Consider the following 12,132-nt stretch of genomic DNA (forward strand, 5'->3'; position numbering starts at 1 on the left):
CGCCGCCCGAGTACGGGTGGTACCGGCAGTACCTGGACCTGCACGCCGCAGGACCACAGGATCGACACATGACAACAGCATTCATCACGGGAGCGAACAAGGGCCTCGGACTCGAGACGACGCGACGACTCGTCGACTCCGGTGTCGACGTGTACGCCGGCGTCCGCGACCCCGACAAGGCAGACGATGTCCGCGCACTCGGCGTTCACATACTACGACTGGACGTGACGGACACCGACTCGGTCACCGCGGCGGTGTCGTCACTTCCCCGATTGGACGTCCTGATCAACAACGCCGGCGTCATCGGACACGGCGGCGGGGTCGACGACCTGGACGCCGACGCCATGGTGGACACCCTCGACACCAACGTCGTCGGCATCGTCCGGGTGACGCAGGCAGCGCTGCCGCTGCTGCGGCAGTCGTCGAATCCGGTGATCGTCAACGTGGCCTCGGGTGTCGGAATGGGCCGCTTTCTCCAGGATCCCGGCCGGGACGAGTTCCCTGTCGCCGCCATCCCTTACGCGGCCTCGAAGGCGGCCGTCATCACTCTCACCGTGCAGTACGCCAAGAACCTCCCCGAGATGCGGATCAACGCCTCCGACCCCGGCTACACGGCAACCGACCTCAACGGGAACACCGGGCATCAGACGGTCACGGAGGGAACCGACGCCACCGTTCGCCTGGCCCTGCTCGGCAGCGACGGACCCACGGGGGAGTTCCACGACCGCACCGGGCGGATCGAGTTGTAAGGGCGCTCGCCCTCACCACGCCTGGTGAGGAAGAGCACGCATCCCGATCGGCGATCGCCTGCGAATGTGTTTCATGGTTCATCGCACTCAACCGACGCCGCGCTCGTGTGACTTCCTCGAGGTGATGGGCACGTCCGACATCGAACCCTCGAGTCGATTCCTGGTGTGGTTGATCGACGACCGCGACACCGTGGTGGTGCGGGCAGCGGCCGACGTCTCGTCAGCGGTGCGGACGGCTCGCGCGTACTGCGCGGCCTGGGGAGCACGGGTGCAGTACATCGAGGGTCCGGACGGCCGGATAGTCGACCGCGGGGACTGGGAACCCTTGATGACCGGCCTTCATCCGTTGCCGTACGTGTACACGGTGGAACTGCGATCGCCGCGCGCGACGGGACGTGACGAACTGGTGTCGGCTCTGTGGACCAGTACCGACCTCGACGAAGCGCTGCGATGGCGTGACCTGCTCCCCGACGACCTTCGGGGTCGCAGCCTGGTGGTCAGCAACGCACCCGACGGGCACTATCCGACCGCTCGCTGACACGAGTGCGTTCGGCTCCGTCGGCATTCGCACGGCCACCGAACGATCGACGTGCAATGCTGGACGGGTCATAAGCCGTGAATGTCGGGGTTTGTCGCTCGTGACGTGTGCCCGTGGTCGAACCGGCCATCGACTCACAACGCCGAACGGAGTGATGGTGACGATCCCCGCCCGTGTCCTCGCGGACGTTCGTGCATCCCGACGCTTCGCGCTGGCGCAGACCGCGCTCGCCAGGCTCAGTAGGCTCGCCGTGTCCGCTGACCTGGACGAGGTGTCCGCCGCAGCGACCTCCACCGCGGCGACCCTGGTGGGCGTGGCGTCCGCGGCGCTCGCTCGGCACGAGAGTCCGGAGGATCCGTTTCTGCGCATCGACGCGGTCACTCATGTGCTACGTACCGATGTCGAGGTGCGGTCCGGCGCGGGCTCCCTCGCCGGATTCGCCCTGGCGCACGGTCGGTTGACCGTCTGCTCGGACGGCGAGACCGAGACACGGTTCGACACGTCCGCGATGTCGTCGGTCGGCTTTCGCAGTGGCGCCGCAATGCCGATCACGACGAGCGCCGGGGTGTGGGGCGCGCTGATCGTGTTCGGGGCGGAGCCGAACCTGTTCGACGACACGGACATCGCGTTCCTGTCGGCGGTGGCCGGAGTGTTCTCCGCAGCGCTCGAACGCGTCGACCTCTCGCGGCTCCTCAGGGAACAGACCGATCACGATCCACTCACGGGACTTCCGGACCGCACGCGGGCCTATTCGGCGGTGGGAGATGCGTTGACTCGCGCGCGTGCGCAGGGCGACGAGGTGGCGTTGCTCCTCCTCGACATCGACGATTTCGCGATCATCAACGACAGCCTCGGACACGACACCGGGGACCGCGCGTTGGTCCGGTTCGCCGAGCGTCTCGTCGCCGCGGTCCGAACTCGGGACGCGGTGTACCGCTTCGGAGGTGACGAGTTCCTCGTCGTCTGCGGGGGTTTCGACGACACCCGGAACGCCGAGGATCTCGCGTTCCGTGTCACCGCCGCGCTGGCCGCTCCGCCGTCCGCGGCCGATGCCCCCATTCCGATGAGTGCCTCGATAGGGATCGCGGTGTCCGAGCCCGGCGTCACGGTGCGGGAGTTGCTGCGGCGCGTCGATCTGGCCCTGCACCGCGCCAAGGACGGCGGCGGCGGAGCGCATGCCGTCTTCGATGCCGAGGACGATCACTACGACGCCGACCGCGTCCGCTCCCTGTCGGTCGACCTGCGGGCTGCCCTGGCCATGGACGAGTTGACCCTCGCTTATCAACCCTTGGTGCACATCGCGACAGGGGAAGTGGTGTCCGTCGAAGCGCTCGCGCGCTGGAATCACCCGACGCTCGGGCAGATCGAACCGTCAGAATTCGTGGCGGTGGCCGAGCGCACCGGTCTGGCTGCGGTGCTGGGGGATTGGGCGCTACGCACGGCGTGCCGCCAGGCGGCGAGGTGGCGCAGGGACTTCTCGATCACGGTGCGGGTGAACGTCAGCGCACTTCAGCTGCGAGATCCGGCGTTCCCCGGGCGGGTCGAGTCGGTGCTCCGGGAGACCGGATTACCGCCACAGGCCCTGGGGCTCGAGGTGACCGAGACGGTGTGGCTCGCCGACACCGGACGCGTCGCCCGGAACCTCACCGCGGTGACCGAGATGGGCGTCGCGCTGCTCCTCGACGACGTCGGCGCCGGTCACAGCAGCCTGGCCTACCTCGAACGGTTTCCGGTGTTCGAGTGCTTCAAGATCGACAAGGGATACATCGACGCACTCGACACCGGGCGGGGCCGCGCGGTCGTCACCGCCATCGTCGCGTTGGCCAAGGCGTACGAGATGACCGTCGTGGGGGAAGGCGTCGAGACCCGGGCGCAACTCGATGCACTCGCCGAGACGGGATGCGATCTGGCGCAGGGGTTCCTGCTCGGCAGACCCGTCGACGCCGAGCACACCACCGCCGTGCTGGAGCTCAGTGCGCCACCGGCGGAGACCGTCGGCGAGGCGTGAACTGTTCACCTCAGTCGGGTGCTGCCTCAGTGTCGGAGCGATGGCTCGACAGATGCAGATCGTCCTCGCGGATCAGCGCCGTGGCGATGACGCTGATCGTCGACGTGCCGACGAGGAAGCCGCACGCGAGCCAGGGTGACCCGCTCGCCGCAGCGATCAGTGCGGTGAGAATGAGCGGCGTCACGCCCGAGGCGTAGATCCCGGAGAACTGGTAGACCACCGACAGGCCGGTGTAGCGGATCTCGGTCGGATACAGGCTCGCGTACAGCGTGCCCTGTGCTCCGTAGAAGGTTGCGTGGACTATGCCGAACACCAGGACCAGTCCGAGTCCGAAGAGCCACAGCCTGCCCGTGTCGAAGAGGGCGAACACAGGAAACACGGCCAGCCCGTATGCCGCGATGCCGGTGATGTACATACGTTGTGCGCCCACCCTGTCCACGAGCACCCCGGACACCGGGATGAGCACCGCCATCACCACTGCCGCCACGGTGACCACGAGCAGGACCGAGACCTTGTCGAACTTCAACTGCGTCGTCGCGTAGGTGATGGCGAAGACACCCCACGTGTTGAAGGCGGCGCCCTCGCCCCATCGCGACAGCAGTCCGAGGACGGTGCTTCGCGTATGGCGCCGCGCGAACACGTCCTTGATCGGTGCGCTCGATCGTTGCTGGAGTTCCGACACCTCGCGGAACGCCGGCGTCTCCTCCACCTTCAGGCGCACGACCAGACCGACGATCACCAGAACGAGACTGACGAGGAACGCGATACGCCAGCCGTAGGAGAGGAATTGCTCCTCGTCGAAGATCACCTGCAGCAGGGCGAACATTCCGGTGCCCAATGCGAGGCCGAGCGCGAGACCCACCTGCGGGATGCTTCCGAACAGTCCGCGCCGACGCGCCGGACTGTGCTCGACGGCCAGAAGCACGGCACCGGCCCATTCGCCGCCGAGCGCGAAACCCTGCGCGATCCGCAACAGCAACAACAGAATCGGAGCCAGCAGACCGACGTCCTCGGTCGTCGGCAGGACGCCCATCAGGGTGGTCGCCACACCCATGATCAGCATCGACAACGCCAGCGTCTTCTTGCGGCCGATACGGTCTCCGAAGTATCCGAAGACGACTCCACCGATGGGACGCACCACGAATCCGACGGCGAAGGTGGCGAACGACAGCATGGTGCCGACGAAGGACGACTGATTCGGGAAGAACAGGCGATCGAACACCACACTCGCCGCCGTGGCGTAGAGGAAGAAGTCGTACCACTCGACGGTGGTGCCGAGGAGGCTCGACGCCACGACCGTGCGGAGGCGCTTGCGCCGGTCGGCATCGGGTTCGAACGAGGCCGAATCGGTGAGGGCAGTCACGTTGTCCGACACTGGCGTACGAACTGTCCTGCGGTCACCCTTTGTGCTCGAGCTGATCCGAACGTCTCGCCCGCATGGCGAGTTGGTTCACTCCGTGAAGAACCGACGGAGGACTCGGGCCAGCGCTTCGGCATCTGCCACATGTCCACCGACCTCGAGGGTGACCCGTCGGGCATCGGGCAGAGCGTCGGCTGCGGCGTCGGCCGCCCCTCCGAAGAAGTCGACGGGGAGTCCGGCCATCTGTGGGTCGACGCCGACAGTCGTCGTCAGCAGTACCGGTTGCCGAACGAGGGCGAGGCGGTGGACTGGCGGAGATCCGTCGCCGAGGCATTCCGCGTCGTATCGCAATGTCGGCGCGAGCTCACGCAATGCAGACCACACAGGTGAGGCCTCGGCGCCCGCAATGTCGTCCTCCGAGGACCCGGCGAGTCGCATGAACAGGCGAAGTGCGAGGTCGCGGTCGTCGGCGTCGAGTGCTGACTCGAGCTCACGCCTGTACGCATGCCAGGCGGAGACCATCGGGGCCTCCACCTGGTACGGAACCTCGTGAACGGCGACGCGGTCGACGGGAAGCCCTGCTGCGGCGGCTTCCAGCGCCAACGCACCTCCGGACGACGCACCGAACAGATGCGCGTGCCCTCCGGCAGTGTCGATCACGGCCGCGAGATCCTCGACTTCTCGCTCCACGGAATACAACACAGCGTCACCGCTCTCACCTCTGCCGCGGCGCTGGTAGTTCACCACCGCGAAGTGATCAGCGAGGTGCGCGCCCAGCGGGTGGTTCTCGGCGCCGTCGTCCAGACCGCCTCCGACGAGCACCACCGCTGGCCCGTGAGTGCTCAGGCGGTCACAGGAGATCGGTGTGCCATCGGCGGAACGGACGTGGGGCATCAGCTCTACGCTCCCTGCGGCGTCATCGACGGACCACGTAATGAGCAATGATCACACCCGTGGTCGTGGGAACGGACCTGACCAGCTCGAGATCGACCCGGTCGGCCGGCCCGAACAGTCGGGTGCCCGATCCCAGCACGATCGGATGGATCTGCAGCAGGTACTCGTCGATCAGGCTCGCCGCGTGCAGGCTGCGGACCAGTTCACCGCTACCCATGATGGTCATCGGCTCGATCGTGCGTTCTTTCAGTCCGCGCACCGCGTCCACGGCATCACCGGCGACGAGGTGGGAATTCGGAAAGGCGAGATAGGTGTCCGCGGTTCGAGACACGACGTACTTCGTAGACCGGACCAGGACGTCGGCGAACGGATTCGGCTCGGACGTCGTCGTCCAGAAGCCGAGAAGATCCTCGTACGTCCTCCGGCCGAACAGAAATGCACCCTCCTCGCTCATGCCTTCTGCCGCGAACGACATGGACACTTCGTCCTGGTAGCCCTGCCCCCAGCCGCCGTGGACGAACCCTCCTCGGTCGTCCTCGTCGGGCCGTCCGAGGCCCTGCATGACTCCATCGGTGGTGATGCTCTGAAACGCGGTGATCGTCGCCATCGCTGCCAATCCTCGAGTGGGTGGGCTGTCAGTCGTATCGACCCGGCGGGTGGCCGGAACTCATCGCGTCACCGTCGGGACCGCATCGCGCTCTTCTGCGCGATGGCTGGGTCAGAGCGAAGCGCGTCGTACTCCGCGGTGCCGACGGCGACGAGAGCGACACGTTCGTTCTCGTCGTGGTGAATGCCCCAGCCGTACCGTTTCCCCAGGGGAGATGCACGCAGGCATGCCCGATCGGCCGCGAAGAAGCTCGCGCGATCGGTGGTGAGGCAGGTCGGTGCGGGATCGGATCGCTCCACGTGCACCGCGTACAACACGTCGTCCGATGTGAGTGTGTAGGGGGCCTCGGCGATCATTCTGTACTGCAGTTCGGCAATGGTCGGCGTGTCGTTCTTCGTCGGTGGTTTCTCGCCGGAGGTGGCAGGGCAGTCGGGTGCCACTCCGATGAAGACGTTGCGGTAGTTGGTGGTCATGAGTCCATGATGTCCGTCGTTCGAGGCGGTCGTATTGCACAATTACGACATGGGCGAACGGCCGATCGACGTGACGGAACGGTCGGGCGTACTGGTGCCGTCGAATCTCGAACGGTTTGCAGCACGGTGGTCGCCACCGGCCGGGTCGATCGCGGACGTGGTGGACACATACTGGGCTGTCGAGTGGAACTTGGCCTCCAACGAGCAAGTCACGCAACGGATACTGGAGTTCCCGGCCATCACGGTGAGCATCGAGTCGGGTGATGTCCCCGCCCCGTTCATGATCACCGGCGTGCAGCGATCAGCGTGGGTGCGCACGATCCGAGGCACCGGAACGGTGTTCGCGATTCGTTTGCGGCCCGCGGGTCTGGCCGCGATATCGAGCCTCACGGCGTCGAATTTGCCTGCACAGACGCCACTCGAGCGCGGTATGGACGCGACTCTCTTCGACATGATGTCCGCCATCGCAGAAGCTGAGGATCCCGCGACGCGCGCCGATGAGGTGATCGCGGAGGCCCGCGCCGCCACACCGCCCTCGCACGAGCATCTTCTGGCCAACGCGGTGGTGGACACGCTGTCGCGGACGGTGCGTTCCCGAACCGGCTCTCGGCTGGCAGCCGAAGTGGGTGCGAGTGAGAGAGCCGTGCAACGGGCCCTGCAGTCCACGCTCGGTATGGGACCGAAAGCAGTCGCTCGCCGTATCCGGCTGCAGGAGGTCGTGCGACAACTCTCCATTCCTGGTGTCGACGTCTCCGACATCGCAGTGGGCCTCGGCTACGCAGACCAGGCGCACCTCATCCGGGATTTTCGCGGCGTGGCCGGGGTGACGCCGGGCCGGTACGTGCGTGAGAACAGTTCGTCGGAACGAGGGGGCTGATCGTGAATGCACTCCGCCCGTTGCTCTCCGTTCCGGGGACGTCGAACACGACCACAGCTGCACACTCTCGACGAGAACGCCGGGCGGTCAGTACACCGTTCGGAAGCCACCTATCAGGGTGATGACGTTGCCGTCAGGATCGGTGATCGGCGCGAGTCGAACCCCGTTGGTGGCGTCCGTGGTGTCGCCGACGGTGAGTCCACGACCCGCGAGTTCCGCGGTGTGAGCGTCGAGGTCGTCGACGGCGAGGTTCGACCGCGTCCGGCCGGCCCGGTCGGCGTCGAGGAACACTTGCATCCATGCGCCCGGAAGGACCTGCCACTCGATCAGACTCGGCATGGGGTTGTTGTCAGGTTCGCGTCCCAGCAGGCGTGAGTACCACTCGCGTGCGACATCGATGTCGCGCACGGGTACGACGGTCAGTACGTGGTCGATCATGGGCTCGTCCTCTCGTCGGATGTCACTGGTGTGGACCGGCGCGAGGTCGGGAACTCATCGATCGTCCGGTCGGTATCGGAGTTCGACCAGTTGCGAATCCGGTATCACGCGAGCGCTCGTCAAGCTGAGTGCGACGGCATCACCGGTGTAGACCTTGGTGCCTTCGCCGACGAGTCCGGCTCCGATCAGGACGACGAGCTCGTCGACAAGTCCCAGGGGCAGAAACGGATTCCACGTGGTGGCACTTCCGAACATCACCAGGTCGCCGTCGTCACGCTCCTTCAGTTGTCGAACGACGTCGGGTGCATCGGATCGGGAGACGACACGAGACGTGGCAGCCCAGGGTGCGTCGGGGTCGACGGTCCAGGAGTCGCTCACCACCACCGAGTCGAGAGTTGTGACCAGATGTGCGATCTCGCGGTCACGGGTCGTGCTGGACGGATCAGCGGCCACCGACGACCACGAGCGCCAGTTGTTCTCGAACCAGGTGCTCCCGTATACGACAGCGGTCGCGTCGCGCAGCAGTGTCAGATTGTGGTCGTTGAACGCGTCCTCGAAAGGCAGAGATCCCAGGTCGGAATCAGGCCCTTCGAAGTAGCCGTCGAGCGAAGTCAGGACCGAGACGACGAGTCTTCCCATGCGCCGACTCTACGAATGTCGGCAGGGCGGGGCAAGGGCGGAGGAGGCACCGCGACTCGCTATCGTGGGCACGTGCCGATTGATCTGTGGAGCACCACGGGTCGGATGTTTCGTGACGGCGGAGGTGGACCGGGGTGGCGGACGATTCGGACGTGGCGCAGGCGCGGGTGTTTCTCGCGGCGCTGGACGACGAGATCGCGACCGTATCGGTTCAACTCGAGGACGCGCGTCGGCTCGCCGCAGAAGCTCGGGCCAGGGGGAACGCGCCCACCGGTATGTGGCACGAGCAGCAGGCCGCGACACACAAGCGGACTCTGCGAGAGCTGCACCGGCAGACGCAGAATTTGCGCACCCGGTTCGCGCTGGCCTGAGTTCCGAACGCTGGAACCTCCGCGAACGGGATCGACGCGATCCGGTGGGGTGGACTCGACGTCGTAGGGTCGACGTGTGAGGACACGACTCGGCGCTCTGGACCGTCGCACCCGCACAGCACTCGGCGGCCCCGGGCTCGGGGTGGTCGCGCTTGCTGCGCTCGTCGTCCTCGGTGCCGTGATCCTCGTCCACGCGGTGGACCCGGATGCGTGGGTCGTGGCGGTAGTGCTGGCGCTCGTTGCGCTGGTCGTCAATTTCGGAGGGGCCCGCCGTTCACGCAGACGGTGACTCACCGAAGTGAGGTAAGCCTGCGCTAAAATTCGGACATGTCGACCATTTCCGCCGGGCGCGCCGGCGCTCTCCTCGCTGCCCTCGCTCTGGCTGTCGCCGGGTGTTCCACCGAGTCCGGGAGCAGTTCCGGTGGGGAAGGGTGGTCTCACACCACTGCCTTCGGCAACACCGTGTCGCTGGACGCACCGCCGGACACGGTGATGGTTGACGCGTACTCGGCTGCCGCACTGTGGGACTACGGTGTTCGCCCTGCCGGGGTCTACGGCTACGGCATCACCAACGGGCTGGGTCTCGGTGACGCGGACCTCGATTCCATGACCGTCGTGGGTACGGATGCGGTGTTCGAGACGGAGGTGGCGGCGAATATGGGCGCCGACCTCGTCGTCGGCTATTCCGCCGAGACCGATCCCACGTCCTGGATCTGGTGGGAGGCTGCGCAGGCCGAGCAGATCAACGTCGTCGCTCCCTTCCTGGGCATCGACCCGTCCTCGTCGCTCGACGGAACGCTGGATCAATACCGTTCGCTCGCAGCATCACTGGGTGCCGACGTGGACTCCCCGGAGATTGCATCCGACCGTGCGGACTACGACGCGGCGAAACAGCGGGTGCGCGATGCTGTCGCCGCGAATCCCGGCGTGACGGTGCTGCCCGTCAACGCGGCCGCCGACGCCGTGTACATCGGAACGGAACAGTTGTCGGTGCTGGGACTGCTCTCGGACCTCGGTGTGAGTCTCGCGGGTCCGGGATTCGACGGACCGTGGGCGACGGTGAGCTGGGAGAACGTGGCTCAGTACCCTGCCGACATCGTTCTCGAGTACCCCGCGAGCCGTGAGGTGCTGGACGCCTCACCCGTCTACGGTTCCATTCCTGCGATCACCTCGGGCGATGTTCTGGACTGGGACGACAAGCGTCCCAACACCTATGCCGAGTACGCGGACTGGCTCGACCGCCTTGCGGACGCCGTCGACCGCTCGAGCTCGTCGACCTGACGCCGACCGGGGGGTACTCCTGCATGATCCAGGGGCTCCGGCCGGCGGCGGCTCAGGGTCGTCTCTTCGCCACCGCCGACTCGTTGATCGCACCCGCAGCAGGCCGACCGGCCAGTGCTGCGATGACGGACTCGGCGGCGGCGGTACCCGCATCGGTGCGCGCCTCCCGGGTCTGACCGGCCAGGTGGGAGGTGGCGACGACCGTGGGCATGGCCAGGAGCGGATTGTCCGGGTCCGGTGGTTCGATGGCGAAGACGTCGAGTGCCGCCCCAGCGATGGTGTGGTCGCGGAGCGCGTCGACGAGGGCATCCTCGTCGACCATCGATCCGCGGGCCGTGTTGACCAGGTAGGCAGAGGGTTTCATCTCGGCCAGTGCCGCGGCGTCGATGACGGGTGCGCCGCCGGCACGGGCGTGGAGACTGACGAAGTCGGACTCGCGGAGCAGAGTGGTTCTGTCGACGTAGGTGACGTCGAGTGCGGGGTCGGGATGGCCGGTGGAGATCAGGACGGTCATGCCGAACGCGTGAGCGAGGTCCGCGACGGCCCGTCCGCTCGGCCCGAGACCGATGATGCCGAGAGTCGCGCCCCGTAGCTGTCGGGTGTCGTGGCGTGGCCACTCCCCGCGTCGCACGCCGTCGGTGGTCTCACCGATCCGCCTCGCGCACATCAGGAGCAGAGCGAGGGTCATCTCGGCCACCGCATGGCGGTTGGCTCCGGGGGTGTTGCAGACGAGGACGCCGTGAGCGGTGGCGGCCTCGATGTCGATCGAGTCGTATCCGACTCCGCTACGCGCGATCACCCTGAGGGACGGGGCCGCGGCGAGCATGGCGGCGGTGACGGGTTCGCTGGCGATGACGGCAGCGTCACACCCGGCGAGGAGCGCGGCCATCTCACCGTCGGGGCGGGGCCCGGCGGCGGGGGAGTGCACGGTCTCGTGACCGTGCGCCCGGAGCAGGGTGTCGACGTCGTCGCCGGGGTGGAGGTAGTCGGTGGTGATGAGGACGGTAGCCATGTGCCCCTCTTTCGTGTCCGTGCCGATCCGGGTCGGCGTCATTCGCCGATCAGGCGCTGCACCTTCTCGCGAGTGTCGGTCCCCGCGACAGGAAGGTAGACGACGATGTTCAGGTCCTTGTGATCGGTCGGCGCCAACTGGTGATGCTCGAAGCGCAGCTCTCCGACGACAGGGTGCCGGAAGACGCGCTCACGTGAGGCGAATCCCTCGATGTCGCGGTTGTCCCACCCGTCGGCGAACGTTCCACTCGCCCTGCGGAGCCGATCGACCAGATCGGTGAAGGCGGCGGTGCCGAGGGCGGCGCCTCCGTCCGCCCGGAACTCCGCGAGGAAGCGCCTGCTGTCGGTCTCCCAGTGCGGGAGCAACTCACGCACGTACGGGTCGGTGAAGACCAGCCACAGGAGGTTTCGGTCCGCTGCCTCCACGGTCTCGATGCGGGGGAACAACGCACGGTACGCACGATTCCATCCGGCGATCGTCCACTCCGGACGGAGAGCGAACGCGGGGAAATCGGTGAGGGCATCGAGCAGGCGTTGCACGGCCGGGGGCGTCGTCTCCGCGCTCGACGGTGTCGGCGTGGGCGGGTGTCCCGCGAGGTCGAGAACGTAATCGTGCTCGGCAGGCGTGAGGTGCAGCGTCGCAGCAATGGCATCGAGGACTTGGCGTGACGGGTGGATGTCGCGCCCTTGTTCGAGCCAGGTGTACCAGGTGACGCTGACGTGGGACAGCGACGAGACGTCCTCTCTACGTAAGCCTGTCGACCGACCCCGCGGAACCGGCGGCAACCCGAGCCGCGACCGTGGCAGTGCCGAGCGGCGGGCGCGCAGGAATGCCCCCAGCTCACGGCGCGCGGCGGAGTCCCGGTCGGTGGTCACACGGCAACTC

General features: G+C 66.9%; 15 protein-coding genes. 7 read left to right on the forward strand and 8 right to left on the reverse strand.

Features of this window, described 5'->3' with window-relative positions; genetic code table 11:
• Positions 1-68: 68 nt before the first annotated feature.
• The 3 genes from JOE30_RS08345 to JOE30_RS08355 all read left to right on the forward strand — a co-directional run bounded on the left by JOE30_RS08345 (position 69) and on the right by JOE30_RS08355 (position 3,295).
• Positions 69-749, forward strand: a complete 681-nt coding sequence (locus tag JOE30_RS08345) for an SDR family NAD(P)-dependent oxidoreductase (RefSeq protein WP_204866021.1) — start codon at positions 69-71, stop codon at positions 747-749.
• A 73-nt stretch (positions 750-822) separates the two neighbouring features.
• Complete coding sequence (locus JOE30_RS08350) at positions 823-1,287, forward strand: hypothetical protein (protein ID WP_204866022.1); 465 nt, start codon at positions 823-825, stop codon at positions 1,285-1,287.
• A gap of 157 nt (positions 1,288-1,444) precedes the next feature.
• Complete coding sequence (locus tag JOE30_RS08355; RefSeq protein ID WP_204866023.1) at positions 1,445-3,295, forward strand: bifunctional diguanylate cyclase/phosphodiesterase; 1,851 nt, start codon at positions 1,445-1,447, stop codon at positions 3,293-3,295.
• 10 nt (positions 3,296-3,305) lie between these two features.
• Here JOE30_RS08355 and JOE30_RS08360 read toward each other — a convergent pair whose 3' ends face one another.
• The 4 genes from JOE30_RS08360 to JOE30_RS08375 form a co-directional block, all read right to left on the reverse strand.
• Complete coding sequence (locus JOE30_RS08360; protein WP_204866024.1) at positions 3,306-4,658, reverse strand: MFS transporter; 1,353 nt, start codon at positions 4,656-4,658, stop codon at positions 3,306-3,308.
• A gap of 87 nt (positions 4,659-4,745) precedes the next feature.
• Positions 4,746-5,480: an alpha/beta fold hydrolase gene (locus JOE30_RS08365; RefSeq protein ID WP_204866025.1), complete on the reverse strand. Its 735-nt coding sequence runs from the start codon at positions 5,478-5,480 to the stop codon at positions 4,746-4,748.
• 91 nt (positions 5,481-5,571) lie between these two features.
• On the reverse strand, positions 5,572-6,156 hold the full coding sequence (locus tag JOE30_RS08370) for a dihydrofolate reductase family protein (RefSeq protein WP_204866027.1): 585 nt from the start codon (positions 6,154-6,156) through the stop codon (positions 5,572-5,574).
• Between the two features lie 68 nt (positions 6,157-6,224).
• On the reverse strand, positions 6,225-6,629 hold the full coding sequence (locus tag JOE30_RS08375) for a DUF6157 family protein (protein ID WP_239532321.1): 405 nt from the start codon (positions 6,627-6,629) through the stop codon (positions 6,225-6,227).
• Positions 6,630-6,678: 49 nt separating this feature from the next.
• On the opposite strand from JOE30_RS08375, the gene JOE30_RS08380 reads away from it, so the two are divergent.
• On the forward strand, positions 6,679-7,506 hold the full coding sequence (locus JOE30_RS08380) for a helix-turn-helix domain-containing protein (protein ID WP_204866029.1): 828 nt from the start codon (positions 6,679-6,681) through the stop codon (positions 7,504-7,506).
• Positions 7,507-7,593: 87 nt separating this feature from the next.
• On the opposite strand, the gene JOE30_RS08385 is transcribed toward JOE30_RS08380, so the two are convergent.
• The gene (locus JOE30_RS08385; protein ID WP_204866031.1) at positions 7,594-7,944 is read right to left on the reverse strand and encodes a VOC family protein; all 351 of its coding nucleotides are present in this window, start codon (positions 7,942-7,944) and stop codon (positions 7,594-7,596) included.
• 54 nt (positions 7,945-7,998) lie between these two features.
• Positions 7,999-8,583 (reverse strand): dihydrofolate reductase family protein, encoded by a 585-nt coding sequence (locus JOE30_RS08390; RefSeq protein ID WP_204866034.1) that lies wholly within the window; start codon positions 8,581-8,583, stop codon positions 7,999-8,001.
• 134 nt (positions 8,584-8,717) lie between these two features.
• Here JOE30_RS08390 and JOE30_RS08395 point away from each other — a divergent pair, with 134 nt between their 5' ends.
• The 3 genes from JOE30_RS08395 to JOE30_RS08405 all read left to right on the forward strand — a co-directional run bounded on the left by JOE30_RS08395 (position 8,718) and on the right by JOE30_RS08405 (position 10,235).
• Positions 8,718-8,954: a hypothetical protein gene (locus JOE30_RS08395; protein ID WP_204866036.1), complete on the forward strand. Its 237-nt coding sequence runs from the start codon at positions 8,718-8,720 to the stop codon at positions 8,952-8,954.
• A 76-nt stretch (positions 8,955-9,030) separates the two neighbouring features.
• Positions 9,031-9,243, forward strand: coding sequence for a hypothetical protein (locus JOE30_RS08400; protein ID WP_204866038.1), 213 nt, complete (start codon positions 9,031-9,033; stop codon positions 9,241-9,243).
• A 38-nt stretch (positions 9,244-9,281) separates the two neighbouring features.
• Positions 9,282-10,235 carry an ABC transporter substrate-binding protein gene (locus tag JOE30_RS08405; protein WP_204866040.1) on the forward strand — a complete coding sequence of 318 codons (954 nt, stop codon included), beginning with the start codon at positions 9,282-9,284 and terminating at the stop codon, positions 10,233-10,235.
• A gap of 52 nt (positions 10,236-10,287) precedes the next feature.
• Here JOE30_RS08405 and JOE30_RS08410 read toward each other — a convergent pair whose 3' ends face one another.
• Both JOE30_RS08410 and JOE30_RS08415 read right to left on the reverse strand, forming a co-directional pair.
• A complete protein-coding gene (locus JOE30_RS08410; RefSeq protein WP_204866042.1) occupies positions 10,288-11,247 on the reverse strand; it encodes a phosphoglycerate dehydrogenase in 960 nt (319 codons plus the stop codon).
• Positions 11,248-11,285: 38 nt separating this feature from the next.
• Complete coding sequence (locus tag JOE30_RS08415) at positions 11,286-12,122, reverse strand: helix-turn-helix transcriptional regulator (protein WP_204866044.1); 837 nt, start codon at positions 12,120-12,122, stop codon at positions 11,286-11,288.
• Positions 12,123-12,132: the final 10 nt, after the last annotated feature.

The organism is Rhodococcus sp. PvP016, assembly GCF_017832185.1.
In the GTDB taxonomy this organism is placed as follows: Bacteria; Actinomycetota; Actinomycetes; order Mycobacteriales; family Mycobacteriaceae; genus Rhodococcoides.